Source organism: Bradyrhizobium sp. Rc3b, assembly GCF_900114915.1.
GTDB lineage: Bacteria > Pseudomonadota > Alphaproteobacteria > Rhizobiales > Xanthobacteraceae > Bradyrhizobium.
Map to the genome: position 1 here is coordinate 1 of NZ_FOUS01000003.1, position 26,528 is coordinate 26,528.

Consider the following 26,528-nt stretch of genomic DNA (forward strand, 5'->3'; position numbering starts at 1 on the left):
CCCGGCTCGCGACAGTGACGACCACATAGTCGCCCCTCTTGGGTGAGCCGGGATGGGCGACACATACGCCGAAACCGAATTTCGGTAAAGTGGAATATTTTTAGCGAAGCGGATTGACAGAGGGCGACACAGGTACCGTCCCGTAGCCCGGATGGAGCGCCAGCGTAATCCGGGACGGTTCGAAATGCGGGCGAGCGGCCCCGGATTGCGCTTCGCTCCATCCGGGCTACACGCAGACAGTCTGCACCGGTTCCAACGATCGAACGCGACGACCGAAGCGCCCCTGCGGCCGCGGCACCTCATGCGCACCACAGACATAAAGTCGCGACAATCGTCGGGCTTGTCGATCGCCCTGCCCCCGCTTTCCCGGAGTTTCCATGTCTTCCGCCGACCGGCCTTCGACCCGCCTTGCGACCCGGCTTGCCTTCCTTGTCGCGGGTTTCGGCATCTCGTGCTGGGCGCCGCTGGTGCCGTTCGCGAAGACGCGGCTCGGCGTCGATGATGGCGTCCTCGGACTGCTACTGCTCAGCCTCGGCATCGGCTCGGTCATCGCGATGCTGGTGACTGGGATCGTGAGCGCGCGCTACGGCAGCAGGCCGATCATCATCGCGGGCGGGTTCGGTCTGGCGCTGGTTCTGCCCCTGCTCGCGATTGCGGCTACGCCCGCAACGCTGGCGCTGGCGCTTTTCGCATTCGGCGCCGCGCTCGGCTCGATCGACGTCGCCATGAACATCCACGCCGTGGAGGTGGAGCGCGCCGCGCACCGCCCGCTGATGTCCGGCTTCCACGCCCTGTTCAGCATCGGGGGCTTTGCCGGATCCGCACTGATGACGGCGTTGCTCTCGCTGCAATTCGGAACGCTCGCCTGCACGCTGATCTGCTCCGTCCTGATGCTGATCGCGATGGTCGCGACCTCGCCGCGCCTGCTTCGCTCCGTGCAGGTGCAGGAGGGCCCGCTGTTCGTGCTGCCGCACGGATCGGTGCTGCTGCTCGCGCTGCTCGGCGCCATCACCTTCCTGGTCGAAGGTGCGATGCTGGATTGGGGCGCGCTGCTCGTCATCGGCGCAGGTCTGGTCACCGAGGCGCAAGGCGGCGCCGGCTACATCGTGTTCTCGATCGCGATGACTGCGGGCCGGCTCGGCGGCGACGCCGTCGTTGCGCGCATCGGCGATCGCGCGACATTGCTCTGGGGCAGCCTCATCGCGATCGCCGGTTTCGTGGTCCTGTTGACGGCGCCCATTGCGGCGGTCGCCATCGGCGGATTCCTGCTGATCGGGCTCGGCGCGTCGAATCTGGTGCCGGTGCTGTTCCGCCGGGCGGCGCGGCAAACGGTGATGCCCACCGGCCTTGCGGTCGCGGCGATCACGACCGCGGGCTACGCAGGGATTCTCATCGGGCCCGCCGGCGTCGGCTTCGTCGCACGTTTTGCCGGGTTGCCCTTGGCGTTCTGGCTGCTGGCTGCGCTGATGGGTCTGGTCACGCTATCGGCGCACATCGTCACGAAGGACCCGGGTAAGACCACGGCGACCTAACCCCTTCCATTTCCGGCATGATTCAGGCGGGGCCGAAGCCGACCCACGCCATCTGCGCAGGTCTGCCAGCCATGCTGCTTTCGGCCAGTTTACTGGACGCCTCGTTCTGCTAGACCACAACAATACCTTTTGACTCCCGTTGCGGGGGGCAATGGCACGTGCCAGCTCACAATAACAACCAAGACTCGGCCATTTCATTCGGGCCATTTCGGCTGTTTCCCAAGTCCCGGCTCCTGGAGAAGGAAGGGGAGCCGCTTCATGTCGGCGGCCGCGCGCTCGATATTCTCATCCTGCTTGCCGAGCGCCCCGGAGAAGTCATCGACAAGAGAGAGCTGGTCAAGCGCATCTGGGCCGACGTGAATGTCGACGAGGGCAGCCTGCGCTTCCATGTCGCAGCGTTGCGCAAGGTGCTCGGCGATACCGGTAAATCGGCCCGTTATGTCCTCAATGTGCCCGGCCGCGGCTATTGCTTTGTCGCCCCGTTCGCCCAAATCGCCTCGCAGGTCGCGCCAGCCGCCGCCGAGATCATTCCTCGCTCGCTGCCCACTCAGCTTGCGAAGATGGTCGGACGCGAGGAGGTCATCGAGAAGATTTCAAACGGCCTGACGCTCTATCGCTTCATGACCCTGGTCGGCCCGGGCGGCATCGGCAAAACGGCGGTCGCCGTCACGGTCGGGCATCGGCGCTCGGCGGATTTCGACGGCCGCGTCTTCTTCGTCGATTTCGGTCCGCTGCGGGATGCGAGCCATGTCCCGACCACCATCGCCTCCGTCCTCGGACTGACCGTCAGCGCGGAGGATCCGACGCCGGCCGTGCTGACATTTTTGAAGACCGGGCCGGCCCTGCTGATCTTCGACAGCTGCGAGCATGTGCTTGATACGCTGGCGCCTCTCGTTGAGCGCATCGTTCGCGAAGCGCCTCAGCTTCGTGTTCTCGCCACCAGCCGCGAGTCGTTCCGGAGCGAAGGCGAGCGGATATTCCGGCTGTTTCCGCTGGATTGTCCGCCCGAGCGCGAGGGCCTCGACGTCGCAGAAGTTCTTGCCTATCCCGCCGCCCAGCTCTTCGTCGAGCGCATCGCGCAGAGCTCCGGGCCGTTCCAGCTCAGCGCGGAAGAGGCGCCGCTTGTCGCCAGCATCTGCCGGCGGCTCGACGGCATTGCGCTGGCGATCGAGCTCGCGGCGGGCCGTGTCAATGCGTATGGCATCGCCGGCACCGCCTCCCTGCTCGACAGCCGTTTCTCGCTGCAATGGCGCGGACGGCGCACGGCCGTCCCCCGGCACCAGACGCTCGCCGCCGCCCTCGACTGGAGCTACGACCTCCTGTCTCCGGCGGAAAGCGCCACCTTGCGACGATTGTCGGTGTTCGCAGGGCCGTTCGCGCCGGAGGCGGCCGCCGCGGTCGCGTCGGGCGACGGCCTCAGCACCTCGGAGACGCTGGAGGCGATCGACAGCCTGGTCACCAAATCGCTGATCTCGCCATCCGGCTCGCGGGCGCTGCGCTATCGCCTGCTCGACACCACGCGCACCTACGCGCTCGGGAAACTGAACGAGCTCGGTGAAACCAGGCAGTTCGCGCGGCGTCATGCGGAGCATTTTCGCGATTTCTTCGAGCGCGCGGGGGCCGACACGTCGACGCCGCTGCCCGAATGGCTCAGCACCTATGGCGGCGAGCTCGACAATGTGCGCGCGGCGCTGGACTGGGCCTTCGCGCCCGACGGCGACACCAGGCTCGGCATTGCGCTGACGGCCGCCGCCGTCACCCTGTGGGTGCGTCTGTCGCTGTTCGCCGAATGCCGCGAGCGCAGCAGAACGGCGCTGGCGGCGCTCGGAGACGACGGCGACAACGACCGCATCCGCATGCAGCTCCTGTCGGCACTCGGCTGGTCGCTGATGTATGGCGAGGGCCGCGCGCGCGAGGCGCGCCCGCTCCTCGAGACGACGCTCGAGCTCGCTGAGAACCTCGACGACAAGGACTTCCGGCTGCGCGCACTCTGGGGCCTGTGCATCGACCAGTTCAACAACGGGCAGTTCGGCAAGGCCCGCGCGCTCGCCGAGCGCTTTGCGAAGGTGGCAGCGAATTCGCCCGACAGCACCGATCTCATGCTGGGCGACCGCCTGATGGCCGTCGCGCTGCATTATCTCGGGGACCAGAACGACGCGCGGCAGCGCATCGACCGGGTGAACGCCTCGCTGCATGTGCTGGTGGCGAAGCCGAAAATCTTCCCGCTCGATCTCAGGATATCGACGCAATATTTCCGGGCCCGCATCCTCTGGCTTCAGGGCCTCGCCGATCAGGCCCAGGCGCTCGCCGCTGAGAACATCGAGGAAGGCCGCGCCAACGGCCATGCGCTGACCTTCTGCAGCGTGCTGGGACAGGCCGCCTGCCCGATCGCGTTCTGGTCCGGCGATTTCGAGGCCGCCGAGCGCCACGGCGCCGAGCTGCTCGAACACACCGAGCGCCACGGAATCCGGCTGTGGGGCCTATGGGCACGCGCCTTCAACGCCGCGGTCGTGGCCAGGCGCGGCGACATCGCCACCGGCCTGCCGCTCCTGCGCGAAGAGCTCAACCGCGCCGGCGATGCGCGCTTCCTGCCGCGCTTTCTGCCGCTGCTCGGCGAGTTCGCCGCGTGCTTCCTCGAAGCCGACCAGGTCGACCGCGGCCTCGACACGATCGAGGAGGTCCTGACCCGCTGCAACGACCGGCAGGAGCGCTGGTATCTGCCGGAGCTGCTCCGCATCAAGGGGGAATTGATGCTCAGAAGCGCACGGCATACTGAGCACGCCGAGGCGCACTTTCGCGAGGGCATCGACATCGCCGTCGAGCAGGGCGCGCGCTTCTGGGAGCTCCGCTGCGCGACCAGTCTCGCGCGGGCCATGATCGGAGCCGGCCGGAGCGCGGAAGCCCGGGTGGCTCTCGACAATGTCTGCGGGACGTTTGCCGAAGGCTCCGGCATCGCCGACATGCGCATGGCCCGCGACCTGATCGCGCGATCGCGGGCCTGACGGCGCGTGGCGTCTTGATCTAGCCTCCCACCGCAGCAGCGCGGCGCGGCAGCTTCCAGCCGGGCCGGATGAAGTGGCAGGTGTAGCCGTCAGGATAGCGTTCGAGATAGTCCTGATGCTCGGGTTCGGCCTCCCAGAACTCGCCTGCGGGCGCGACCTCGGTCACCACCTTGCCGGGCCACAGGCCGGACGCCTCGACGTCGGCGATGGTGTCTTCGGCGATCTTCTTCTGCTCGTCGCTCGCATAGAAGATCGCGGAGCGATAGCTGGTGCCTCGGTCATTGCCCTGGCGATCGAGCGTGGTGGGGTCGTGGATCTGGAAGAAGAACTCCAGCATGGTCCGGTAGCTGGTCCTGGCGGGATCGAACATGATCTCGATCGCCTCGGCGTGGCCTTCGTGGTTGCGGTAGGTTGCGTTCTTCACCTTGCCGCCGGTGTAGCCGACGCGTGTGGAAATCACGCCTGGTTGCTTGCGGATCAGATCCTGCATGCCCCAGAAGCAGCCTCCGGCCAAAACTGCGCGCTCCATTGTCATTTGTCCGCTCCCAATTGACCGCTCTGTCGGTCCTGCATCTGCCACATCCTATGCCTTCCGCAGCCCTGCCGAAAGCCGGGCATACCCTGTACGACCATCCGGGTCGTCGACCCGGATGGCACGAACTGTCCCTCGCCGCTAGCCCAGCTTGGCGTCGAGCGTGATCGCCGCGTTGAGCACCTTCGACACCGGGCAGTTCTTCTCGGCCTCGCCGGCGAACTTGGCAAAACCTGCCTCGTCGAGGTTCGGCACCTTGGCACGCAAGGTCAGCGCGGACTTGCTGATCTTGAAGCCCTTGCCTTCGGGCTCCAGGGTCACCGCGGCTTCGGTCGAGAGCTCGTCCGGCGTGAAACCTGCCATCTGAAGACCGAAGGCCAGCGCCATCGTAAAACAGCCGGCATGGGCCGCAGCGATCAATTCCTCGGGATTGGTGCCCTTCTCGTTCTCGAAGCGGGTCTTGAACGAATAGGGCGTCTCGGCCAGCACGCCGGACTCGCTCGTCAGATGGCCGGTGCCGTCGCGGCCGGTGCCCTTCCATACTGCTTTCGCTTTGCGGATCATCTCAATTCTCCTCGTTTGTTTTTGCGCACCGGCGCTCTGTACCGGTGGAAGGCGGCATCGGCGTGACCGCCTGCCGCCGCTCCAACCGGCCGCGTGTCGCAACGGTTCCGCTAGCTGCCGATCTGTCCGACGTGGAAGCCGAGCCGGTTCTCGACGTCCCCGGCGCGGTGGAAGCCCCGCGCCATCAGCGCCTTGATCCTGGTCTGGCTCGCGGGGCGGCTGAGCGAGGCCAGGAACGCGTCCCACTCCGGCTTGATTTCGGCGTCCGGCGGCAGGCTTGCGACATCGACAAGACGCTTGGTCTCGGCGATCGCCTCCTTGTCGAACGAGGCGATGCGCATCGCGAGTGCCTCGACGAAACCGTCGAGCTCGGCATCCGGCAACGACCGGTTGACGTAACCGTAGCGTTCGGCGAGATCGCCATGGATGTCGTCGGCGCCGAGCAGCACTTCGAGCGCACGGCCGCGGCCCATCAGGCGCGGCAGCCGCGCCATCGGCCCGCCACCGGGCACGAGGCCCGCGCCGACCTCCCATTGCGACAGGATCGCCTTCTCGCGGCTGGCAAAGCGCATGTCGCTCGCGAGCGCGAGCTCGCTGCCGACACCCGTTGCGCGGCCACGGATCGCGGCGATGGAGACGACCGGCGCGCGGCTGAGGCGTACCAGCATGTCGGGCAACGCCTCGAGGCCGGTCGGCCCGCGCGGAATACGAAGCGAATCTTCCAGCGGCGCCAGGAAATCGTAATGGGTGATGAAGAAGCCTTCGACGGCACTGTCGAACACCACGACCTTCACGTCCGGATCGGTCTCGATCCTGCTGACGATGTCGCCCAGCACCGGCAGCTGCTTCGGGCCGAAAATATTCACCGGCGGCATGTCGAAGGTGACACGCCAGTAGGACGGCAGGCGGCGCTCGAGGTGGATGTCTTGGGTCGTGAAGGTGCGTTCGGGACGGTTCATTGCTTGCACTCCTGATGTATGGGTTCGCATCTCAGATCGATTGCCGCAGCGGACGGAACGCGGTCCGCACTTCCGCAGAGAACAGCGCCGGCTGCTCCCAGGCCGCGAAGTGTCCGCCCTTGTCGAGGCGGTTGTAGTGGATCAGCTTGGGGTAGGCCTTCTCTGCCCAGCTCCGCGGCGCGGCGTAGATCTCGTCCGGGAAGACGCTGACGGCGACGGGAATCTTGACCTGCTTGGGCGCGAAGAACACCAGCTTGTTCTCCCAGTACAGCCGCGCCGAGGAGACCGCGGTGTTGGTGAGCCAATAGAGCGTGATGTTGTCGACCACATCATCGCGCGACAGCCCTTCCGTCCTGCCATCGAACACGCGTGCGATCATCGCGGCGCTGCGCGCATCATGATCGAGCATCCAGGACGCGAGGCCCGCGGGCGAATCCACGAGGCCATTGAGCGTCTGCGGCCGGTTCGACATCTCGATCGCGTAGCCGAGGCCATGCTTGTAGAAATCATCGAGCTGGTCGTAGGCAAGGCGCTCCTCAGTCGAGAGGTTCGCCGGGCGCGTTCCGCCGGGTTGAAGCGCCCTGGCGATGTCGTCGGGGACGGTCGCGGGCATGTTGGTGTGAATGCCGAGCAATTCCGGCGGCGCGATCAGCGCCATCTGCTCCGTCACGGCATTGCCCCAATCGCCGCCTTGGGCGACATAGCGGCTGTAGCCGAGCCGCTTCATCAGCACGATCCAGGCCCGCGCGATGCGCTGGGGGTCCCAGCCGAGCACCGTCGGCTTGCCCGAGAAGCCGTGGCCAGGGAGCGAGGGAATCACAAGGTCGAACGCGTCCGCGGCCTTGGCGCCGTGCGCGGTCGGATCGGTGAGCGGACCGACGATCTTCATCTGCTCGATGATCGAGCCGGGCCAACCATGCGTGACGATCATCGGCAGTGCATTCTCGTGCCGCGAGCGGACGTGAATGAAGTGAATGTCGACGCCGTCGATTTCGGTGACGAATTGCGGCAAGGCGTTCAACCGGGCCTCCACCTTGCGCCAGTCGTAGTCGCTCTGCCAGTAGCGCACGAGCTGTTGCATCGTCATTAGCTGCACGCCCTGCGACTGATCGGTGACGATCTCGCGATCCGGCCAGCGTGTGGCAGCCAGGCGCCGGCGCAGGTCGAGCAGATCCTGCTCGGGCACACTGATCTGGAATGGCCGGATGGCGCCGCCTGCGGTAGCCTTGGCAGGATGCAGCGGCAACAGGCTCGACACGCTGGCGGCAACCGCGGTCATCGCGGCCTGGCTCAGCAATTGACGGCGGTCGGGATTGAGGCTCTCAGTTCGGGCTTGCGCGGTCATGTTGGATCTCCCTTGCTTTGGTCGGTGACGCTGACCGAGTTCGAAATCAACGCATCGGTTGGCGTGCAGGGAGATTGGCGCAGGCCCCGGCAGTTTGCTCGTTATGCATTGTTAGCCTGCGTTAGCCGTTGCGAGTCCGCGCAAGAGTGCGATGACATGCGCGCAATACGACACGGCGCGCGACGACCAGTCATCGCGCGCCGTGTCGGCCAGGATCGGAAGATGCCTTTCGCTGCAGCTCAAGTCGGCAGCGGCTGGCCGGCCTGCTCGCGGACGATGTATTCGGCGTACCAGTCCGGCCAGTTCTCGTCGTGTCCGCCAGTCCGCGCCTCATGTTCGCCATGCGCCAGCGCCGCGCGACGCAGCGCTGCGGCCAGATCGGTCGCTGAGGCGAATGCCGTGCCGTCGCCTGCGATGCGTCCGGGCAATCGTGTCGTGACTTCCTGGAACAGCCAGCCATTGCCGTCGGGATCGCTGAACGCGGCGAATGAAGCATAGCTGCCGCGCTTCGGGTCAGCACCACTGACTCGAACGCTGCCGAACAGATATGGCTCGTCAGGCCCGGCATGAACGTCGCCGGCACCGTGGAACGGCTCGCTGACCTCGACGCCGCGGGCGAGCAGATCCTGACGTGCCGCCTCGAGATCGGAGACGACCAGATACAGGCCTCGCGCCGAGCCCGGCGCGGCCGCCGTGACGTTCGTGCCGAAGATCACCGAACAGGCCGAGCCCGGCGGCGTGAACTGGATCACGCGCCAGTCGTCGCCTGACGTGAAATCAGCATCCAGTCGCCAGCCGAGGCGCGTGTAGAACGCCTTGGCGCGGTCGACATCGGACACCGGGATCACGAGGACCTCGAGCTTCAAATCAACTCCATGAGATTTCGAGGGCTTGGTTTCAGCTTGGCGATTCAGCTCGATCACAGCCATGTCCAACTCCTTGTTTCAAGCCGCGGGTCCGGGATCGACACCCGCTCCGAACGTCAGGACTGTCGCGCAAACGAGAGATTTTTACCCGTTATGGGGTGTTAGAGTCCGCTAGCCGTTGTGAGGGAGGGCTCACGCCGCAGCGATCGGCATCACGATGGTGACCCGGGTGCCGCCCTCGCCCGCCTCGCCCTGCAGCCGCGCCTGGATGCTGCGTGCGAGCCCTTCGAGGATCCGGCTGCCGGTGCCCTGGAGCGGACCGGTCGCACCGATGCCGTTGTCGGCCACCGTGCAGAGCCAGGCTCCGCCGCGCCGGGCCAGGCCGATGCGGATCAGCGCACCCTTCTTGCTCGGGAAAGCATGCTTTGCCGCGTTCGTCACCAGCTCCGTCAGCATCAGCGCGAGCCGATGACACTGCGCCGCCGGCAATGTGCCGCTTTCGATCGCAGCCTCGCAGCGGATGCCTGCCGGTTCCAGCACAGCCTCGGAGATCGCTTCGCACAGGCTTTCGAAGAAGGCCGCTGCGGAAACGAACCGCAGATCGTCATGATCAGACAGAAGTTGATAGAGCCTGCCGAAGGCGACGATGCGCCGCTCGAACCGGTCCACCGCCAACGACATATCGCCCGTGCCCGCGCGCGTGAAATCGCGACGGACTGACGCACCCAGCAGCGTCAGCGTGTTCTTCATGCGATGGTGGAATTCCCGCAGCACGAGCTCCCAGTCACGCGACTGATCATCGAGGCCAGGTAAAAATTGAGAGCGAACGACATGGTCGTTCGGCCGAGCGCCGATCGCGGACATCATAGCCTCCCGTTGAAACTTGCATCTAACGCGAATGCCATACTGGATGCTGTTCGCGTGCTTTGCTCGTTAGACGTTGCAAGATTCTGTTATGATCACCGTCGCGACGACCGAGATCCAGATCCGCCATCGCGGTCCAGCGCATTGCCGGATTGTCCCGATCGCTCGCTGGACCACTCGCGTTTAAGTTAGATTTGCGACGCTCCTCGCGTGATCGGCCGATCGCGATGATCGCCACGCGATTTCGCCACTTTCGGCCAGTTTACTGGACGTCTCGTTCTGTTAGACCAAAACTGCAGACTTCAGCCTTTTCACTGGAATTGTTGGCCCGTGCCGGACACTAACGAGCAAGATTCGGTCATTGCCTTCGGGCCATTTCGCTTGTTCACGAAGTCGCGGCTGCTTGAGAAGGACGGCGTCCCGCTTCACCTCGGCGGCCGCGCGCTCGACATCCTCATTTTTCTCGCCGAGCGTGCCGGCGAGGTCGTGGACAAGCGGGAGCTGATCAAGCGCATCTGGGCCGATGTGAACGTCGACGAAGGCAGCCTGCGTTTCCACATCACGACGTTGCGCAAGGCTTTGAACGATAAGGCTTTGAACGATAGGGCCTTAAGCGATGCCGGCGAAGGCTCCCGCTACGTGATCAACGTCCCCGGACGCGGCTATTGCTTCGCGGCCCCGCTGCTCCGGGCTGCGCCTTCTGAGAGCCGGACCAGCCTGCCCGACGCTTCGCCCCGCTCGCTGCCCGCGCCGCTCGCCAAGATGATCGGGCGGAACGATGCGGTCGAGAAGATCTCGGCCGAGCTTGCCCAGCATCGCTTCGTCACAATCGTCGGCCCGGGCGGGATCGGCAAGACGTCGGTCGCGCTTGCCGTCGCGCATCGCGAGCTCGCCGGCTTCGATGACCAGGTATGTTTCGTCGATTTCGGCGCGCTGACGGATGTCCGGCTCGTTCCCGGCACGATTGCGGCCGCGCTGGGCCTGACCGTCAATGCCGACGATCCCGTGCCGAGCCTGCTGACGGTCCTGCGCAGCCGGCGCATGCTGCTGGTGTTCGACAGTTGCGAGCATATCCTCGACGAGCTCGCCCCTCTGGCCGAACGCATGGTCCGCGAGGCGCCGAAGCTGCATATTCTGGCCACCAGCCGCGAATCCTTTCGCACCGAAGGTGAGCGCGTCCACCGGCTGTTTCCGCTGGATTGCCCGCCGCAGCGCGAAGGCCTCGGCATTGCCGACATCCTTGCCTATCCCGCAAGCCAGCTCTTCGTGGAACGCATTGCCGAGAGCCTGAGCGAATTCGAGCTCACCGAGGAGGATGCGCCGCTCGTCGCCGAGATCTGCCGACGGCTGGACGGCATCGCCCTGGCGATCGAGCTCGCGGCCGGACGTGTCAACGCTTATGGCATTGCCGGGACCGCATCACTGCTGGACAGCCGCTTCTCGCTGCTGTGGCGGGGACGGCGCACCGCGATTCCGCGGCACCAGACCCTGAGCGCGGCGCTCGCCTGGAGCTACGATTTGCTGCCGCCGACCGAGAGCGCGACCCTGCGCGGATTGTCGGTGTTCGTCGGGCCGTTCACGCTGGAAGCCGCGCTTGCGATCGCATCCTGCCAGGGCATCAGCGAGGGCGAAGGTGTGGAAGCCATTTCGAACCTGCTCTCCAAATCCCTGATCGCGACCTCGCCGGCTGAGCGGCGGCTGCGCTATCGCCTGCTCGACACCACCCGCGCCTTCATGGCGGACAAGCTCGTCGAGAACGGCGAAGCGGACCGCGTCGCGCGCGCCCACGCCGAATATTTCCGCGATTTCCTGCGCGACATTGCCCTCAAATCCACGGGCATGCAGAGCGCGGGCGGCTTCCTTCCCTATGCCGACCATTTGCCCAATGTCAGGGCTGCGCTAGCCTTCAGCTTTTCGGACGGCGGCGACCGGACGATCGGCGTGGATCTGGCGGCCTCGGCGGCGCAGTTCTTCCTCGAGCTGACATTGCTGACGGAATGCTACCGATGGACCCAGCAGGCGCTGGCGTCCCTCGACACGCGCGCCGTGGACAGCCGACAGGAGATGACCCTGCAGGCCGCGCTCGGCGTCTCCGTGATGTTCACGCAAGGTAATACGGAAGCGGTCCGGTCGGCCTTCACGCGCAGTCTCGAGCTTGCCCGCCAGCTCGAGGACCTGCATTGGCAGCTCTGGCTGTTGCGCGGATTGCACATCTACCTGACCAGGGTCGGAGATTTTCACGGCGCACTCGAGACCAGCGAACAGGCCGAGGGCGTTGCGCGCAAACTGAATGATTCCGCCGCCACGCTGAACGTGGATTGGATGCGCGGCGTCGCGCACCATTTGATCGGCAACCAGGACAAGGCGGTTCGGTTCTGCGAAAGCGCGATGGTGCACAATCCCGGCTCGCAACGGCTGAATATCGGGCATCTCGGCTATGACGACCGCATCGTGGCGCTGGTTGCGCTGGCGCGCGGGCTCTGGCTCACGGGCCGGCCCGAGCGAGCGATCGAGGTGGCCAGATACACGGTGCGCGAGGCCGAGCTGCTCGAGCAGCCGCTTACCCTCGGCATCTCCCTGATCTGGACGATCTACGTGTTCCTCTGGGTCGGCGACTGGGCCAGTGCCGAAATCCTGATCGAGCGGCTGATCGATCATTCCGCACGGCACTTTCTCGGCCCCTATCACGCGGTCGGCATCGGCCAGAAGGGCGAGCTGCTGCTGCGCCGGGGCGACGTCGCGGCAGGGATCGAGCACCTCCGGCGCAGTCAGGCGACGTTGTACGCGACACGGCACCGCATCATGACGACGGTGTTTGCGACGGCGCTGGCCGAGGGTCTCGCCTCCCAGAACCAGCCCGACGAGGCCTTGCAGACGATCAACGAGGCGATCGCCCAGATTCCCGATCACGGCGAATCCTTCGACATGCCGGAGATGCTCAGGATCAAGGGTGACATCCTCGCCGGGTCTGGCAACGCTGTAGAGGCGGAGAGCACCTTGCGCAAATCGCTCGATCTGTCCCGGCGTCAATCCGCGGTCGGCTGGGAGCTTCGCGGGGCGATCAGCCTCGGCCGCATCTGGGAGCAGGCCGGCAAGGCCGCTGACGCTAGCGCTTTGCTCAACCCCCTCGTTGCGCGCTACCAGGAGGGCCTGCAGACCCGCGATCTGATCGCTGCCAGAGAGCTGCTGGGCACCCTGAATTGAGAGTATCTTCAACGAGATACTGCCATGCTACTCGCTCGCAACTCCTAACAACTTCTAACACGCCAAGCCGCATGCGCCCCGCCATGGTGGAGACACTGGACGGTGGATGTGGCGGGACATGGCGCTTCTTGACGACGTAATCGATGCCAGCGGCGGAATGGCCCGCTGGAACAGCTTGAACCGGTTCACGCTCCACCTTTCCGTTGGCGGGACGCTGTTCTCCAGCGCCGGCCATGCCCGGGAATTCAAGGATGTGACCGCGGAAGGCTCGACCCGGACGCAATCGGTGCGCTTCACCGGCATCACCGGGGGTGAGCACTCCGGCTCCTTTCAACCGGACGCGATCACGATCGAGAGCCTGGATGGTGAGGTCCTGCGGTCCTGGCCTAATCCCGGCCTTGCATTTTCCGAGGTCGATCCACCGGCGCTCGCGGATGAGCTGCATCTCGTCTTCTTCTGCGGCGTCGCGATCTGGAGTTATCTGACGATTCCATTCCTGCTTGCCCACCCCGATGTCGTGATCGAGGAGCTGTCGCCCTGGCAGGAGAATGCCGAAACCTGGCGGCGGCTGCGGGCACGATTCCCGGCCCACCTGATGACGCTCGCGTCCGAGCAGATCTTCTATTTCGACGAGAGTGCCCTGCAGCGGCGGGCAGATCACGATCTCTTCGGGATGAAGGTCGCACACTCCTCCTGGGCACATGACAGCTTCGGCGGCATCGTGGTGCCGACACTTCGGCGCGCGCAGACATTGCGGCCCGATGGAACCGTGATTGCCAAGCCGGTGCTGATGGACGTCGAGATCTTCGACGCCGTCTTCGAATAGCGGCGGTACGGCTGACATGGCCGCTCTCAACGCCTAACAATACATAACGAGCCAACAGCGAAATCGCTGCGCTCGTTCGCGGCTTCCTTGCGCGACTGGACGGACACAGGGGCTGACAGCAACCGCGTGGCGGATCGCTGCGGAGGCGCCGCCGCTGTTCGGCCTGATCAGGCGGAAGGCGGAGTCAGCATGAGCCGAGCGTCCCTGAGATCGGCGGTCTCGAACCCCTCTGTGAACCGCGCATAAGTCTTGGCGAGCTGTTGGCGCGGATCTCGCACACCCTGTCGCTCGCGCAGCCGCGCCAGCGACATCTCGGTGCGCAGCCGCCAGGACAGCGCGCCCTGTTGCTCGGCGAGCTCCGCCGATGCGACAAGGCTTGCCTCGGCCGCGTCGAGGTTTCCACTCTGCGCCTCGAGCTCTCCGCACAGACGCAGCAGTTCCGGCATGTCGAAGGCACCGCCTTCCTGCTCGACGCGGTCGATGGTCTCGTGCAGGACCTGAGCGCCTTCCGCCAAGCGCCCCAATGAGACCAGCCCGGAAGACAGATCCGCGGCGAATGCCGACATATAGAGCTCGTAGCGATCCGCGTGCAGACGCGGAAGTGCGCTTCGCAACAGGTCGATGCCGCCAAGGGCCTCGCCATGGGCGATCATGGTCTGCGCCCGAAAGCCGGTCGCAACGGCCTCATAGGGGACGAGCCCGTGCATCCCCGCATGCGTCGCCAGCCGAGTGCTCATGGTCTCGACGGCGGACCAGTCGCCGACCCAACCGAACACCGAGGCGGACCAGCACAGCGCGATACAATGCATCACCACGTCGCGCGGCGCTGACGCGCCGACGAGGGGGAGGACGCATTCGAGCGCGCGATCGGGATAGCCGCGCAGCCACAACACGCGCGCCAGCGGAATTTGCGGCGTACGCGAATAGGCGAAATGTCCGGGTTGCGTGCCCCGCAGTGCGGCGTCGTCGCGCATGCCCTCGTCGAGATGAGCTTGCGCCTCGGCCTGGTCGCCGGCGAGGTGATAGGACACGCCGAGAAGCGCTTTGCTGCCGGCAATGCCCGCGGTATCGCCGATCAGGCGCGCAATCCGTTCGGCGTGACGCGCAGTCGGCACCAGATGCCGGTAGCCGCCGGTCCGGCGATAGAACATGTTCAGTCGCGATAACAACCTGAATGTGTTGGCGTGGTCGCCGATCGTCTGCGCGATCTCCAGCCCGCGCCGGAGCGCCGCTTCCGCCTGCTCGCTGTTGCGCTCGGTGAACATGAAGGCGTGACCGAGCGTTGACTGAAGCTCGAGCTCCCATCGGCCGCCACGATCGGCGTCGTCGAGCATCGCGAGCGCGCGATCGGACCAGATGCGCGCCTCGTTCAGCAAATTCAGCTCGACGAACAGGCCCGTGCAACTGCCGGCAAGCGGCACGCGCAAGTCGGCGCCGTCATCATTGGCGTAGCTCCATGCCAACGCCGCGCGGGCATCGGCGAGCAGGCCCGCACGCTCCTGCGAGCGGGACATCTGGCCGCTGCCACCCTGCGCCGTCAGGCCGGCTTCGAGCGTGCGTTGAACATAACAAGCGTGACGGCGCGCGATGACGCTTGCCTCACCGCCATCCGCCAACTTCTGCATGGCATAGGCACGCGTTGCGTCCAGCAGGCGATAGCGCCGCGATGCGCCGTCCGGCTGCGAGGACACCAGCGACTTGGCCACGAGCTGCTCCAGCGCGTCGATGACGCGTTCCTCCGGCGTTTCCTCCTCGGCCACCACCGCTATGGCGCCCTTCAGGGTGAAGTGACCTGCGAAGACGGCGAGCCGCAGGAACACGATGCGCTCGTTCTCGCCGATCAGGCCGAAACTCCAGTCAAGCGTGGCACCGAGCGTCTGCTGCCGCGGCGGCGCCGTTCGTCGCCCGCGCCACTCGAGCTGCAGGCGGCTGTCGAGCAGCGCCGCCATCTCGCGCAGCCCGTAGAGGCCGACGCGCGCGGCAGCAAGTTCGATCGCGAGCGCGATGCCATCGAGCTTGCCGCAGATCTGCACCAGGACTTCCGCATCCTCGTCGGTGAGATCGTCGCGATGCCCCGCCGCATTGGCGCGGTCGACGAACAGGCGCGCCGCCGGATAATTCAGCACCTCGCCGGCGCTGAGGCGCGTGCCTTGCGGCGGGCCGCGCAGCGGAGCAAGTTCGAAAATCTGCTCGCCAGCCACCAGCAGCGACTCGCGGCTGGTGGCGAGGATGGCGACGCCGGGCGCCTCGCGGTGAATGTCTTCCGCGAGACGTGCGACCGCGTCGATGACGTGCTCACAGCTGTCGAGAACGAGAAGCAGCCGGCGCCCGCGCAGGAAATTGACGATGCTGTCACTCGGATCGTTGTGGTGCACGACGAGGCCCAGCGCGGCGGCAACCGTGCTCGCCACCAACGCGGCGTCCTTGAGCGGACCGAATTCGAGGAAGTGGACGTTGCCCTCGAATCTGTCGCACAGGGCATGCGCGAGCGCGACCGCAATGGTGGTCTTGCCGATGCCGCCTGGCCCTCGCAGCGTGACGAAACGATCGCGGAGCAAGCGCGGCGCCAGCTCGGCCACGATTTCGTCCCGCCCGACCATCCGGTCCAAACGATGCGGCAGAGACGGTGACGACGTCACCTTTTCGGCTGGCCGCGACGTGAGCGACGGCGGCTCCGCGCGTGGACCACGCTGCACCGGCGCGACGAAGCAATAACCCCGGCTCGGAATGTTGGTGATGTAGCGGACGCCGTCCTTGCCGTCGCCGAGCACCTTGCGCAGCTCGGCGACATGAACCCGCAGGCTGATCTCCTCGACGGAGAGGCCGGACCACGCGTAGCCGAGAATCTCGTTCTTTGGCACCACCTCGCCGGCACGGCTGACGAGAAGGCGCAAAATATCCATCGCGCGGCTGCCGAGCTTGACTGGCACGCCGTCCTTCTCCAGCAGCCGCGAGCGCAGCGAGAACGGCCCGAACGAGACGGCATCGAGATCAAGGATCGTTCCGGCGCCGCCGCTGCGGGGGCCATGTCCTGCCGAGAGGTCGGTCACATCTTGCTCATCTTGACGACTGCTTCCTCGAAACGCGCGGGGACTATACCCGGCACCGATGCGAGGTCCAGCGAAGGCCCTGCGCGGATCTCACACCGGCACGTCGATCGCCACGCGATGCTCCTTGAGGTCCCCTCAAACAGGGGCAGCCGGGCAAATCTCTGACAAATTGGACTTAATCAAACGTCTGCGGCGGGCTGTCGCACCTGATGCACGCGCACAAAATCTAACAGATCCTAATCACCACTAACGGGCGTCCTGGCCAGCTCACGCCTATCCTCCGAGCATGGACAGCATTGGCTTTGCGCGTTTGCCGGTCGTTGCAAACCGCGGCAAAGCCAGGAGAGGACGAGCGATGTCGAACAATTTGCACGCGGCCCATGCCTGGATCGATTTTCCGGCCGGCTCGCGGGATCACGAGGTTCTTCGCCCGACGCAGGTGATCGCCCGGGAGAGCCAATGGCGTCAGATCGATCGCACTGTGGACGGCGCGATCCAGGACATCACGATCTCGCGATGGGAGGACTCGCGGAGCAGCTCGTCGCACGAAACGACGACGCCGGATGATCGCTATTTCATCGGCATCGCCCTGAAGACCACGCGCGCGAAGCTGACACGGGACCGCCAGATCATTTTCGACGGCACCATGCCTGCGGGGACGCTCTATGTCACCGCTCCCTCGAAATCTCTCGGCGTGCAATTCCAGTCGCCATGCGCCTTCCTGCACGTCCACATCTCCACGGATCATCTTCCGGCCCATGTCGTTGCGGCCGACGGGCTCAATGACCTCGTGCTGCTGCGCGATCCGCTCGCCGCCGAGCTTGCCAAGGCGCTGATCGAGCAAAGTGATGCCGCAGACCGGCATTTCACACAGTGCATCGGCCAGACCCTGGCGATGCATCTCACCCGGATCGAGTTGCCGCGCGCAAGGGTCAATGCCTTGCCGAAATGGCGGCTGCGGCGTGTCGAGCAATATATCGCCGATCATTTCCACCGCGGCATCAGCCTGTCCGAGCTTGCCAATGTCGCCGGCCTGTCCCGGATGCACTTTGCGGCACAATTCCGCGCCGCGACCGGTTACCGTCCCCGCGAATATCTGCTCAATCACCGCACCGAGCAGGCGAAGACGCTGCTTGCAAGCACCGAGCGGCCATTGGCGGAGATCGCGCTTGCCGTGGGCTTCAGCACGCAGGCGCATTTCTCGACCGTGTTCAAACGCATCAGCGGTCAATCACCGGCACGCTGGCGCCTCGCCAGCAGGGGTGAGCGGCTCGAGGTCGAAGCGCCGCTACGGCGTCGTCCTTCCCCGCAGATTGGTTGGACCGCCAGCGCCGCGGCCTAGGCATCCGGCGGCTCGCGCCCTCTTCCTCCCGGGGCCGGCGAGCCTCTCGGGGCCGTCCCTGCTCCCACACAGGACGGCCCCATTTTCTTGGCGCAACGCTGCGCTCCATCGGAGCTACGACACCCTACACCGGATCGAACGCGCGGATCGGCGGCAGATTACCGGTGAACTTCTCCACCTCGACCACCGTCAGCTGCCCGGTGCAGCCTTGCGCGAACGACGAGGTCCCGATGTCGCGGGTGAGCACGTTCGGATTGCCGTGAACGCAGAGCGGCGCCTCGTCTTCCGGATCCATCGGATCGTACCAGGCGCCGGTCGGAAGCTGCACCACGCCGGGCGCGATGCCGTCGGTGACGTGGACCGCGGCAAGGCACGCACCGCGATCGTTGAACAGGCGGATGATGTCGCCGTCCTTGATGCCGCGTGCATCAGCATCGCGCGGGTTCATCCGCGCGACCTCGCGGCCGCGATGTTTGGCCGCAATCGAGTGCCCGCCGAAATCGAGCTGGCTGTGCAGGCGCGTCACCGGCTGGTTGGCGACCAGGAAGCACGGCGCCCCGGGCTTGGGCATGTCGGTCTTGTCGAGCCAGACCGGATGTCCCGGACAATCCGCATCACCATGGCCGGCGATCTTCTGCGAGAATATCTCGATGCGCCCGCTCGGCGTCGGCAGCGCGTGATTGACAGGATCCTCACGGAAGCGGCGCAACCGGCCGCCATCATCGGGCTGCTGCGGCACGACCAGGCTGCCGCGCGCCCAGAACTCGTCGAAGCGAGGGGCTTCCAGGCCGCGCTTGGCGAGCGAGGCGCGGGTCGGCTCGTAGAGATGCTCGAGCCATTGCCGCGAGGTACGGCCCTCGGTGAAGGGTTCGCGGGCCCCCAAACGGTCGGCGAGATCGGCAAAGATATCGTAGTCGTCGCGCGAAAGTCCGAACGGCTCGGCGATCTGGTGCATGGCCACCATGAGGGGGTCGTTGCTGGAATAGCCGATGTCCTCGCGCTCGAGCGTCATCGTCGACGGCAGCACGATGTCGGCATGACGGGCGGTGGCAGTCCAGGCGAGCTCATGCACGACGAACGTGTCGAGTTTCGCAAAAGCCTTGCGCAGGCGGTTGATATCCTGGTGATGATGGAAGGGATTGCCGCCGGCCCAGTAAACCATTCGGATGTCCGGATAGGTCCGCGTCTCGCCATTGTAGCGATAGGTGCTGCCCGGCTTGAGCAGCATGTCGGCGATGCGCGCCACCGGAATGAAATCGGCGACGCCGTTGCGGCCCTGCCCCAGCGTCGGCCCCGGCACGTCGTTGACGCGGCGGCCGTAATAGCCGATCGCCCCGAGCGAATAGGCATAGCCGCCGCCGGGAAGGCCGATCTGGCCGAGCGCCGCCGCCAGAACCATACCCATCCACACCGGCTGCTCGCCATGCTCGGCGCGCTGCAGCGAATGAGAGACGGTGATCAGTGCGCGCTTTCCGGCGAGCCGGCGCGCCAGCTTGCGGATCGTCTCCGCCTCGACGCCTGAGATCGCGGCAGCCCATTCGGCATGCTTTGCCTGCCCGTCGCTCTCGCCGGTGAGGTAGCGCAGGAAGACCGGCCATCCCTCGGTGTAGCGATCGAGGAAGGCCTGATCGTGCAGGCCTTCGCTGACCAGCGTGTGGACGAGGCCGAGCATCAAGGCGGTGTCGGTGCTCGGCACGCAGGTCATCCACTCCGCACCGGCCTCGACGGGCAGGTCTTCGCGAAGCGGGCTGACCAGGATGAACTCGCAGCCGCGCTTGCGGGCCGCCGCCATGGCGCCGCGCTCGACATGCTTGCTGATCGAGCCGCCGGCCACCATGGAGTTCTTCAGCGCCATGCCGCCGAAGGCCAGCACGATGTCGGTGTGATCGGCGATCTGCTCCCAGGTGACGTTGCGCTTGGTGATGTCCTCATAGCCGGCGAGGATTTGCGGCAGCAGCACCGAGGACGCGCCGGAGGAATAGGAGTTGACCGAGCGCACATAGCCGCCCATCGCGATGTTGAGGAAGCGATGCACCTGGCTCTGGGCGTGATGAAAGCGGCCGGCGCTCGACCAGCCATAGGAACCGCCGAACACGGCGCCAGGCCCGCTTGTATCGCGGATGCGCGACAGCTCGTCGCCGAGCAGGTCAAGCGCCTTCTCCCAGCTCACGGAGACAAATTCGTCGCGGCCGCGGCGATCGTCGGGACCCGGCCCGCGCTCGAGCCAGCCGCGGCGGACCGCCGGCTGGGATATGCGCGCCTGATGGCGGAGCGCACCAGGGAAATTGTCGATGATGCCGTTCGGATCGGGGTCGCCCGCATAGGCCCTGACCTCCAGCCCGGCCGCGCCCTGACGCGCGGAAAACACGCCCCAATGCGAGGTGTGCGGCTTGAAGCCATCCGACAGGTCGAGACCGGGATCGGGGAAGCCAATCGTATCGTCCATCGCGTGATCCTTGTTCCGGCGTCCGGCCTGCTAATCGGGGTGGTAATATACCGATCCGATCGTGAGGTCGTCGAGATCAGCGTTGACGGAAACGCTGGGCTGCCCCGCGATGCCAGAAGTCGTTTCAGGAGGCGTTCGCCCAAGCCCGGAGCTGTCGGCCGCACCGCGAGGAACGAAAGCGGTTTCAAAGGTGCCGCGGAGCGCCCGGGATCTATCTGACCACAACTATTCGACGGGCGCTTAAAGGGGGGACCACGACAGTTTGGCTTCGGCCCAAATCCGCCTGAGGCTCGGCATCACTCCCCTGCGCAGCAATCCACCAACAGCTCCCAGATCCGCTGCGCCTCGCGTCTCTCGTGGCTCTCCGGCACCTTCTCGGCGCCGGACTGACCATAGCCGGCGATGGCGCGCGCTTCACGCGGCACGATCCACCGTTCCGAGATCGGGTCGTACCATTTTCCGATGTTTACCTCAGTCACGGCGATCGACTCACAAATTTTCCAACGGCCGAGCGACGCGCCTCCCGCGGCCCCATGCGAGCCATTCGGCGACGCGTCGCTCAGTTTACCAATCAGCGGCGCGTACGATCGTTCCACCCGCTGCATCATCCCGGCCGGGCCGGATGAAGCGTGCGCGGATGGCGCTCGTGCAGTAGCCGTGCAAGCTCCTCGCGCTCGCTCTCGCGTCCCTTCATGGCGGACTCGAACAGCGCTTCCTGGATGTCGCGAGGCATGTCGCCCCACACGTCCATCGCCGCGCGTCCGAGCAAGCCAGCAAGATGATCAATTCCATCGCTCATTCGGCTCTCCCGATCTGCACACCGGAATGGAACAGCTGCGGCCGCGCAGCGTTCCAGTGTCATCATTGTGAAAAGGAGACGTCTTTTATGGGATTCTTCACCAAGGACATCAAATCGATGGAAGACCTGCTGCTGCACGGGCTGCAGGACATCTATTACGCGGAGCAGCAGATCCTGAAGGCGCTGCCGAAGATGATCGACAAGGCGACCAACAGGGATCTCGCCGCCGGCCTGAAGGCTCATCTGGACGAGACCAACAAGCAGGTCGAACGGCTCGACAAGGTGTTCGCCAAGCTCGGCAAGGAGCCCAGCGGCACGCAGTGTTCGGCCATCGACGGCCTGATCGAGGAAGCCGACGCGACCGCCGGCGAGATCGAGGACAAGTCCGTGCTCGATGCCGCGATCGTAGCCAACGCGCAGGCCGTGGAGCACTACGAGATTTGCCGCTACGGCACGTTGATCGCCTGGGCGGAAGAGCTCGGCCACGACGACATCGTGCGCTTCCTCACGACCAATTTGAACGAAGAGAAGGCGGCCAACACCAAGCTGAACACGGTGGCGCTCCGCAAGGGAGTCAACGCCAAGGCGTCCAACGCCGCCTGATCGATCTGCTGACCAGGACGTGGCGGCCCGGCCCCCGGCGCCGCCACGATTCTTGCGCTGCACTCTCAACGTCGCCGACGCTGACGAGGCGCGTCCAATCAGATGAACGGCTTCCCGCCGGTGACGGCCAACGTGGCCCCCGAGGTGTAGCTCGAGAGCGGATCGGCCAGCATGACGTAGGCGGTTGCGAGCTCGGCCGGCTGGCCGGCGCGCTGCATCGGGACCTGCTTGCCGAAATTCTTGACCCTTTCCTCCGACATCGTCGAGGGGATCAGCGGCGTCCAGATCGGACCTGGAGCGACGGCGTTGACCCGAATGCCCTTCTCGGCGAGCATCTGGGCCAGCCCACCCGTGAAATTCTGGATGGCGCCCTTGGTCGTGGCATAGGCCAGCAAGGTCGGGTTGGGCATATCCGAGTTCACCGACGCCGTGTTGATGATCGCAGCTCCCGGCTTCATATGAGGGACCGCAGCCTTGGTCAGATAGAACATGGCGTGGATGTTGGTCGCGAACGTGCGCTGCCACTCCTCGTCGCTGATGTCGGCGATGTCCTTGAACGTGGCCTGATGGGCCGCATTGTTGACGAGGATATCGATGCCGCCGAGCTCGTCGACGGTGCGACGCACGATGCCGCGGCAGTGCTCGGGATTGCTGATGTCGCCGGGAATCAGGACGACCTTGCGTCCGGCCTGCTCCACCAGCGCCTTGACCTCGGCTGCATCCTCGTCCTCGTTCAAATAGGAGATGACGATGTCGGCGCCCTCTCGGGCATAGGCGATCGCGACCGCACGGCCGATGCCGCTGTCGCCTCCGGTGATCAGCGCCTTTTTCCCGGCCAGGCGTCCGGCGCCCTTGTAACTCTCCTCGCCATGATCGGGACGTGGATTCATCGCACGCGTCGAACCGGGCATCGGCTGCTGTTGCGAAGGATAAGGCGGCTTGGGGTATTCGATCATGGACAACTCCAGCGATTTGCTCCGCTAACGGACCCCCGCCGGAAGCGTTCCTGTGACCGCCTGTTGCACCGCGAAACCATTTGCGCCGCACCATTCAAAAATGAGACTGCCCGTCAAACCAAAGGGGGCGCCAACGCATGCACCGCATCCGACTTCGGTTAGCTTTCCCATCAAAGCCGCGGGCCGAGAGCCACGCGGCGACAAAAGACGAACACACAGGGAGGAGCACAATGTCGAAATGCAGTGTGGGACTGCTCGCGCTGAGCAGCTTGTTTCTTTCAAGCGCAGCGATCGCCCAGGAAAAGATCAAGGTGGGCGTAACCGCAACCCTCGAAGGCACGTACACGGTGCTCGGCGAGGACGGCATGCGCGGCCACCAGACGGCCCTCAACGTCCTGGGCAAGAAGGTCGGCGACAAGGAACTCGAATTCATCGTCGCCTCGACCGACGCGACGCCGGACAGCGCGGTACGCGCCGTGCGCAAGCTGATCGAGCAGGACAAAGTGCAGATCCTGCTCTCGCCGCTCTCCGGCGACGAGGGCATCGCGGTGAAGAACTTTGCGAAAACCCATCCCGAGCTGACCTTCATCAACGCGGCCTCCGGCGCGCAGGAGACGACCTATGTCGATCCCGCCCCGAACTTCTTCCGCTACAACATGGACGGCGCGCAGTGGCAGGTCGGCCTCGGCAAATATGCCTATGAGGAAAAGAAGTATCGCAAGATCGCAACCGTGGGCGAGGACTATTCGTTCATCTACACGCAGGTATTCGGCCTCGTGCTCGAGTTCTGCGGCGCCGGTGGACAGGTCACCAACCGGCAATGGGTGCCACTCGGCACCAAGGATTTCGCCTCGGTGATCGCCGCACTGCCCGACGATGTCGACGCGATCTATCTCGGGCTTGGCGGCGCCGATGCCGTCAACTTCCTCAACCAGTACCAGCAGGCCGGCGGCAAGGCGCATCTGATGGGCGGTTCCATCATGATCGACCAGACCATCCTGTCGTCGAAGGGCAACGCCAAGAACGCCCTGGTCGGCACCATCGCGGCGAGCGGCCAGGCCGATACCTGGGAGGATCCGGGCTGGCAGAAATTCGTGAAGGCCTATCAGGACGCTTTCCCGCCCAACAAACGCTTCCCGAGCCCGTCGCTGCTCGCCACCAACTATTATGACTCGACCATGGCGCTGATCCTGGCGCTGCGTCAGGTCAATGGCGATCTCTCCAACAACCAGGCCAAGTACAAGGAAGCCCTCGCCAAGATCGAGATCGACGCGCCGAACGGCAAGATCAAGCTCGACTCCAACCGCCAGGCGATCGGCACCAACTTCGTCACCGAGGTTGTCGATGACGGCAAGGGCGCGCTGTTCAGCAAGGTCGTGAAGGTGATCCCGAACGTGAACCAGACCCTCGGCTACGACCCGGCCGTATTCTCCAAGATCGGGCTGCCGAGCCGCACCGTGCCGGAATGTAAGAAATACTGACGCATCACCCCTGCGATGCGCAACGCGGGGAGCGACTTGCTGACGCGGTCGCTCTCCGCTCTTGCAATCTCGTCGGCGTTGTTGAACGCTGAGCGAAAAGACAAGAACATTCGGGAGGGGAAGGCATGAGCCGTGCGCTCGCCGTCTTCCACGGCCGGTTCGGCCGGGCGACGGTTTATCAGTTGAACCGCCCTTTCAATATTCACGCCCATCGTGAAGGTCATCTGATCTTCCATGTTGGCGGCATGCCCGCATGCATCGACGTCTCCGACGGACACCACGATCTCAACGAGACGTCCGTCGTCGCGGTCAATCCCTGGGAGCCGCACAATTTCCTGCCCGCCGATCTCGACGGCGGCGCGATCTTCTTCGTGCTCTATGTCAACGCCGAATGGTTTGCACCCGATGCCTCCGGCACCCACCGGATGCGTTTCGGCCGCACCCAGTTCCGGCGCACGCCGGCGCTGGACAAGCACATCAGGCGGACGGCCGCGCTCGTGTGCGGCGCACCATCGCTCTCCAGCCTGGATTCCGAGCTGCGGCGGCTGATCGACATCTGCTACGACGAAAGCTGGCAGCAGGCCGAGATCGCGCGCGATCCACGCGCAAACGGCTCCGTCACCGATTTCCGCGTGCGCAAATGCATCAAGATGATGTCGGAGAGCCCCGGCGCCGAGATCGAGCTCGATACGATCGCGCGGGAATCAGGACTGTCGCGACCGCATTTCTACCGGCTGTTCCGCGTCCAGACCGGCGTGACGCCGAACCTCTATCTCAACACGCTGATCATGGAACATGCGCTCGAAGCGCTGGTGGCGAGCGAGACGCCGATCGCCGATATCGGCTTCGATCTCGGCTTCTCGTCGCAGAGCGGCTTCACCCGCTTCTTCGCCGCCAATGTGGGAATGGCCCCGACCGATTATCGTCGCGCGGCCAAGATTTTGCGCGCCTGAGCGGGCCACGAAAAGATACTCACAATCAAACGTCGTCCTCGCAGCCCCGCTAGGATGCGGGCAACGCGATCCCGAAAGAGGGTCGCGACCGACGGGAGCGCACGTTCATGGCGAGGCTAGCGGCCGGCGCAAGGCTGCCTGACCTGTATTTGGTGGACCTTCGGGATGCGCCCTGGCCAAGCGGGTGGCGCACATGAGCCGCTTTGTCGAACGCCACCCGGCCTGGGCGCTGATCTCGATCATTGCCATTGCCATCGCGCTCTGGCTGGTCTTCGCGGTCTGGCCGCCCGGCCTCGAAGAAGCCATCGGCCGCAAGCGCGTCTTCCTCAACGCGGTCTTCAACGGCATCACGCTCGGCGGACTCTACTTCCTCGTCGCCAGCGGCTTCACGCTGATCTTCGGCCTGATGCGCAACGTCAACCTCGCGCACGGCTCGCTCTATCTGTTCGGCGGCTATGTCGGCTACGCCATCAGCACGGCGACCGGCTCCTGGCTGCTCAGCTTCATCGTCGCCTTCATCCTCACCGCCCTGGTCGGTGTCCTGCTCCAGTTGATCGTATTCCGCCGGATGGAGGGCCAGGACCTCAGGCAGACCATGGTGACGATCGGGCTCTCGATCGTGTTCGCCGATCTCATGCTGTGGGCCTGTGGCGGCGACTTTTACCAGATCCAGACGCCGAACTGGCTGATCGGCCCCATCGAGCTGCCGCTGGTCACGGCGATCAAATCATCGGGCGAGCCGGTCTATCTCCGGTATCCCCTGGTGCGGCTGGTGATCTTCGCCGCCTCCGTCGTGATCGGCGTGGCGATGTGGCTCGCGCTCAATCGCACCCGCGCCGGCATGATCATCCGCGCTGGCGTCGACGACCGCGATATCCTCGCCGCGACCGGGGTGCGCATCCAGCTCGTCTTCGTCGCGGTGTTCGCGTTCGGTGCGGGACTTGCGGGCATTGCCGGCGTCGTCGGCGGCACCTTCCAATCATTATCCCCGGGCGAGGACATCCGCTTCCTGCTCGCCTCCCTCGTCGTCGTGATCGTGGGCGGCATGGGCTCGATCCCCGGCGCGGCGCTGGGCGCGCTGATCATCGGCCTCGCCGAGCAGCTCGGCTCGGTCTACATCCCGACCTATGCCATCGTCGTGACCTTCCTGATCATGGTGCTGGTGCTGGCGATCCGGCCGCAAGGCCTGTTGGCGAGGCGCTGA

The 26,528-nt window shown here is 65.3% G+C and carries 20 protein-coding genes; 9 read left to right on the forward strand and 11 right to left on the reverse strand.

Translation table 11 applies throughout. From position 1 onward, the window contains the following. Positions 1–377 precede the first annotated feature (377 nt). Together BM190_RS06850 and BM190_RS06855 are read left to right on the forward strand one after the other, a co-directional pair. Positions 378–1,532: an MFS transporter gene (locus BM190_RS06850; protein WP_092253103.1), complete on the forward strand. Its 1,155-nt coding sequence runs from the start codon at positions 378–380 to the stop codon at positions 1,530–1,532. 158 nt (positions 1,533–1,690) lie between these two features. Further along, positions 1,691–4,534 carry an ATP-binding protein gene (locus tag BM190_RS06855; protein WP_092253105.1) on the forward strand — a complete coding sequence of 948 codons (2,844 nt, stop codon included), beginning with the start codon at positions 1,691–1,693 and terminating at the stop codon, positions 4,532–4,534. Positions 4,535–4,553: 19 nt separating this feature from the next. Here BM190_RS06855 and msrA read toward each other — a convergent pair whose 3' ends face one another. The 6 genes from msrA to BM190_RS06885 all read right to left on the reverse strand — a co-directional run bounded on the left by msrA (position 4,554) and on the right by BM190_RS06885 (position 9,664). Further along, the gene (gene msrA, locus BM190_RS06860; protein WP_092253107.1) at positions 4,554–5,069 is read right to left on the reverse strand and encodes a peptide-methionine (S)-S-oxide reductase MsrA; all 516 of its coding nucleotides are present in this window, start codon (positions 5,067–5,069) and stop codon (positions 4,554–4,556) included. 138 nt (positions 5,070–5,207) lie between these two features. Further along, entirely contained in the window at positions 5,208–5,630 is a 423-nt protein-coding gene (locus BM190_RS06865) for an OsmC family protein (protein ID WP_092253109.1), read from the reverse strand. A 110-nt stretch (positions 5,631–5,740) separates the two neighbouring features. Beyond that, positions 5,741–6,589: an enoyl-CoA hydratase/isomerase family protein gene (locus tag BM190_RS06870; RefSeq protein ID WP_177236947.1), complete on the reverse strand. Its 849-nt coding sequence runs from the start codon at positions 6,587–6,589 to the stop codon at positions 5,741–5,743. 31 nt (positions 6,590–6,620) lie between these two features. Beyond that, positions 6,621–7,934 (reverse strand): epoxide hydrolase family protein, encoded by a 1,314-nt coding sequence (locus BM190_RS06875; protein ID WP_092253113.1) that lies wholly within the window; start codon positions 7,932–7,934, stop codon positions 6,621–6,623. A gap of 239 nt (positions 7,935–8,173) precedes the next feature. After that, on the reverse strand, positions 8,174–8,863 hold the full coding sequence (locus BM190_RS06880) for a VOC family protein (protein ID WP_092253115.1): 690 nt from the start codon (positions 8,861–8,863) through the stop codon (positions 8,174–8,176). A 129-nt stretch (positions 8,864–8,992) separates the two neighbouring features. After that, the gene (locus BM190_RS06885; RefSeq protein WP_092253944.1) at positions 8,993–9,664 is read right to left on the reverse strand and encodes a sensor histidine kinase; all 672 of its coding nucleotides are present in this window, start codon (positions 9,662–9,664) and stop codon (positions 8,993–8,995) included. Positions 9,665–9,994: 330 nt separating this feature from the next. On the opposite strand from BM190_RS06885, the gene BM190_RS06890 reads away from it, so the two are divergent. After that, positions 9,995–12,868 carry an ATP-binding protein gene (locus BM190_RS06890; RefSeq protein ID WP_092253116.1) on the forward strand — a complete coding sequence of 958 codons (2,874 nt, stop codon included), beginning with the start codon at positions 9,995–9,997 and terminating at the stop codon, positions 12,866–12,868. A gap of 118 nt (positions 12,869–12,986) precedes the next feature. After that, a complete protein-coding gene (locus tag BM190_RS06895) occupies positions 12,987–13,694 on the forward strand; it encodes a hypothetical protein (protein WP_092253946.1) in 708 nt (235 codons plus the stop codon). Between the two features lie 167 nt (positions 13,695–13,861). Here the strand turns inward: BM190_RS06895 and BM190_RS06900 are convergent, their stop codons facing one another. Next, a complete protein-coding gene (locus tag BM190_RS06900) occupies positions 13,862–16,744 on the reverse strand; it encodes an ATP-binding protein (RefSeq protein ID WP_092253118.1) in 2,883 nt (960 codons plus the stop codon). 355 nt (positions 16,745–17,099) lie between these two features. On the opposite strand from BM190_RS06900, the gene BM190_RS06905 reads away from it, so the two are divergent. Beyond that, a complete protein-coding gene (locus tag BM190_RS06905; protein ID WP_092253120.1) occupies positions 17,100–18,086 on the forward strand; it encodes a helix-turn-helix domain-containing protein in 987 nt (328 codons plus the stop codon). A gap of 124 nt (positions 18,087–18,210) precedes the next feature. Here the strand turns inward: BM190_RS06905 and BM190_RS06910 are convergent, their stop codons facing one another. From BM190_RS06910 to BM190_RS06920, 3 genes are all read right to left on the reverse strand, one after another. Continuing rightward, positions 18,211–20,532 (reverse strand): molybdopterin guanine dinucleotide-containing S/N-oxide reductase, encoded by a 2,322-nt coding sequence (locus tag BM190_RS06910; protein ID WP_092253122.1) that lies wholly within the window; start codon positions 20,530–20,532, stop codon positions 18,211–18,213. Positions 20,533–20,828: 296 nt separating this feature from the next. After that, positions 20,829–21,011, reverse strand: a complete 183-nt coding sequence (locus tag BM190_RS06915) for a hypothetical protein (protein WP_092253948.1) — start codon at positions 21,009–21,011, stop codon at positions 20,829–20,831. A 125-nt stretch (positions 21,012–21,136) separates the two neighbouring features. After that, the gene (locus tag BM190_RS06920; protein WP_018318056.1) at positions 21,137–21,331 is read right to left on the reverse strand and encodes a hypothetical protein; all 195 of its coding nucleotides are present in this window, start codon (positions 21,329–21,331) and stop codon (positions 21,137–21,139) included. An 87-nt stretch (positions 21,332–21,418) separates the two neighbouring features. Between BM190_RS06920 and BM190_RS06925 the strand changes: the two genes are divergently transcribed. Then, entirely contained in the window at positions 21,419–21,934 is a 516-nt protein-coding gene (locus BM190_RS06925; protein WP_092253124.1) for a YciE/YciF ferroxidase family protein, read from the forward strand. A 98-nt stretch (positions 21,935–22,032) separates the two neighbouring features. Here BM190_RS06925 and BM190_RS06930 read toward each other — a convergent pair whose 3' ends face one another. Continuing rightward, positions 22,033–22,890, reverse strand: coding sequence for an SDR family oxidoreductase (locus BM190_RS06930; RefSeq protein ID WP_092253126.1), 858 nt, complete (start codon positions 22,888–22,890; stop codon positions 22,033–22,035). A 230-nt stretch (positions 22,891–23,120) separates the two neighbouring features. On the opposite strand from BM190_RS06930, the gene BM190_RS06935 reads away from it, so the two are divergent. The 3 genes from BM190_RS06935 to BM190_RS06945 all read left to right on the forward strand — a co-directional run bounded on the left by BM190_RS06935 (position 23,121) and on the right by BM190_RS06945 (position 26,528). Then, positions 23,121–24,371, forward strand: coding sequence for an ABC transporter substrate-binding protein (locus tag BM190_RS06935; RefSeq protein WP_018318059.1), 1,251 nt, complete (start codon positions 23,121–23,123; stop codon positions 24,369–24,371). Positions 24,372–24,496: 125 nt separating this feature from the next. Further along, positions 24,497–25,324, forward strand: coding sequence for a helix-turn-helix transcriptional regulator (locus tag BM190_RS06940; RefSeq protein WP_018318060.1), 828 nt, complete (start codon positions 24,497–24,499; stop codon positions 25,322–25,324). A 193-nt stretch (positions 25,325–25,517) separates the two neighbouring features. After that, positions 25,518–26,528, forward strand: coding sequence for a branched-chain amino acid ABC transporter permease (locus tag BM190_RS06945; protein ID WP_092253950.1), 1,011 nt, complete (start codon positions 25,518–25,520; stop codon positions 26,526–26,528).

What these genes read in the sequence shown, in the direction of transcription:
- BM190_RS06945 (WP_092253950.1), top strand. Translation starts at nt 25,518, where the DNA reads ATGAGCCGCTTTGTCGAACGCCACCCGGCCTGGGCGCTGATCTCGATC.
- BM190_RS06910 (WP_092253122.1), bottom strand. Translation starts at nt 20,532, where the DNA reads ATGGACGATACGATTGGCTTCCCCGATCCCGGTCTCGACCTGTCGGAT.
- BM190_RS06870 (WP_177236947.1), bottom strand. Translation starts at nt 6,589, where the DNA reads ATGAACCGTCCCGAACGCACCTTCACGACCCAAGACATCCACCTCGAG.
- BM190_RS06935 (WP_018318059.1), top strand. Translation starts at nt 23,121, where the DNA reads ATGTCGAAATGCAGTGTGGGACTGCTCGCGCTGAGCAGCTTGTTTCTT.
- BM190_RS06905 (WP_092253120.1), top strand. Translation starts at nt 17,100, where the DNA reads ATGTCGAACAATTTGCACGCGGCCCATGCCTGGATCGATTTTCCGGCC.
- BM190_RS06885 (WP_092253944.1), bottom strand. Translation starts at nt 9,664, where the DNA reads ATGTCCGCGATCGGCGCTCGGCCGAACGACCATGTCGTTCGCTCTCAA.
- BM190_RS06875 (WP_092253113.1), bottom strand. Translation starts at nt 7,934, where the DNA reads ATGACCGCGCAAGCCCGAACTGAGAGCCTCAATCCCGACCGCCGTCAA.
- BM190_RS06850 (WP_092253103.1), top strand. Translation starts at nt 378, where the DNA reads ATGTCTTCCGCCGACCGGCCTTCGACCCGCCTTGCGACCCGGCTTGCC.
- msrA (WP_092253107.1), bottom strand. Translation starts at nt 5,069, where the DNA reads ATGACAATGGAGCGCGCAGTTTTGGCCGGAGGCTGCTTCTGGGGCATG.
- BM190_RS06920 (WP_018318056.1), bottom strand. Translation starts at nt 21,331, where the DNA reads ATGAGCGATGGAATTGATCATCTTGCTGGCTTGCTCGGACGCGCGGCG.
- BM190_RS06930 (WP_092253126.1), bottom strand. Translation starts at nt 22,890, where the DNA reads ATGATCGAATACCCCAAGCCGCCTTATCCTTCGCAACAGCAGCCGATG.
- BM190_RS06895 (WP_092253946.1), top strand. Translation starts at nt 12,987, where the DNA reads ATGGCGCTTCTTGACGACGTAATCGATGCCAGCGGCGGAATGGCCCGC.
- BM190_RS06865 (WP_092253109.1), bottom strand. Translation starts at nt 5,630, where the DNA reads ATGATCCGCAAAGCGAAAGCAGTATGGAAGGGCACCGGCCGCGACGGC.
- BM190_RS06925 (WP_092253124.1), top strand. Translation starts at nt 21,419, where the DNA reads ATGGGATTCTTCACCAAGGACATCAAATCGATGGAAGACCTGCTGCTG.
- BM190_RS06940 (WP_018318060.1), top strand. Translation starts at nt 24,497, where the DNA reads ATGAGCCGTGCGCTCGCCGTCTTCCACGGCCGGTTCGGCCGGGCGACG.
- BM190_RS06880 (WP_092253115.1), bottom strand. Translation starts at nt 8,863, where the DNA reads ATGGCTGTGATCGAGCTGAATCGCCAAGCTGAAACCAAGCCCTCGAAA.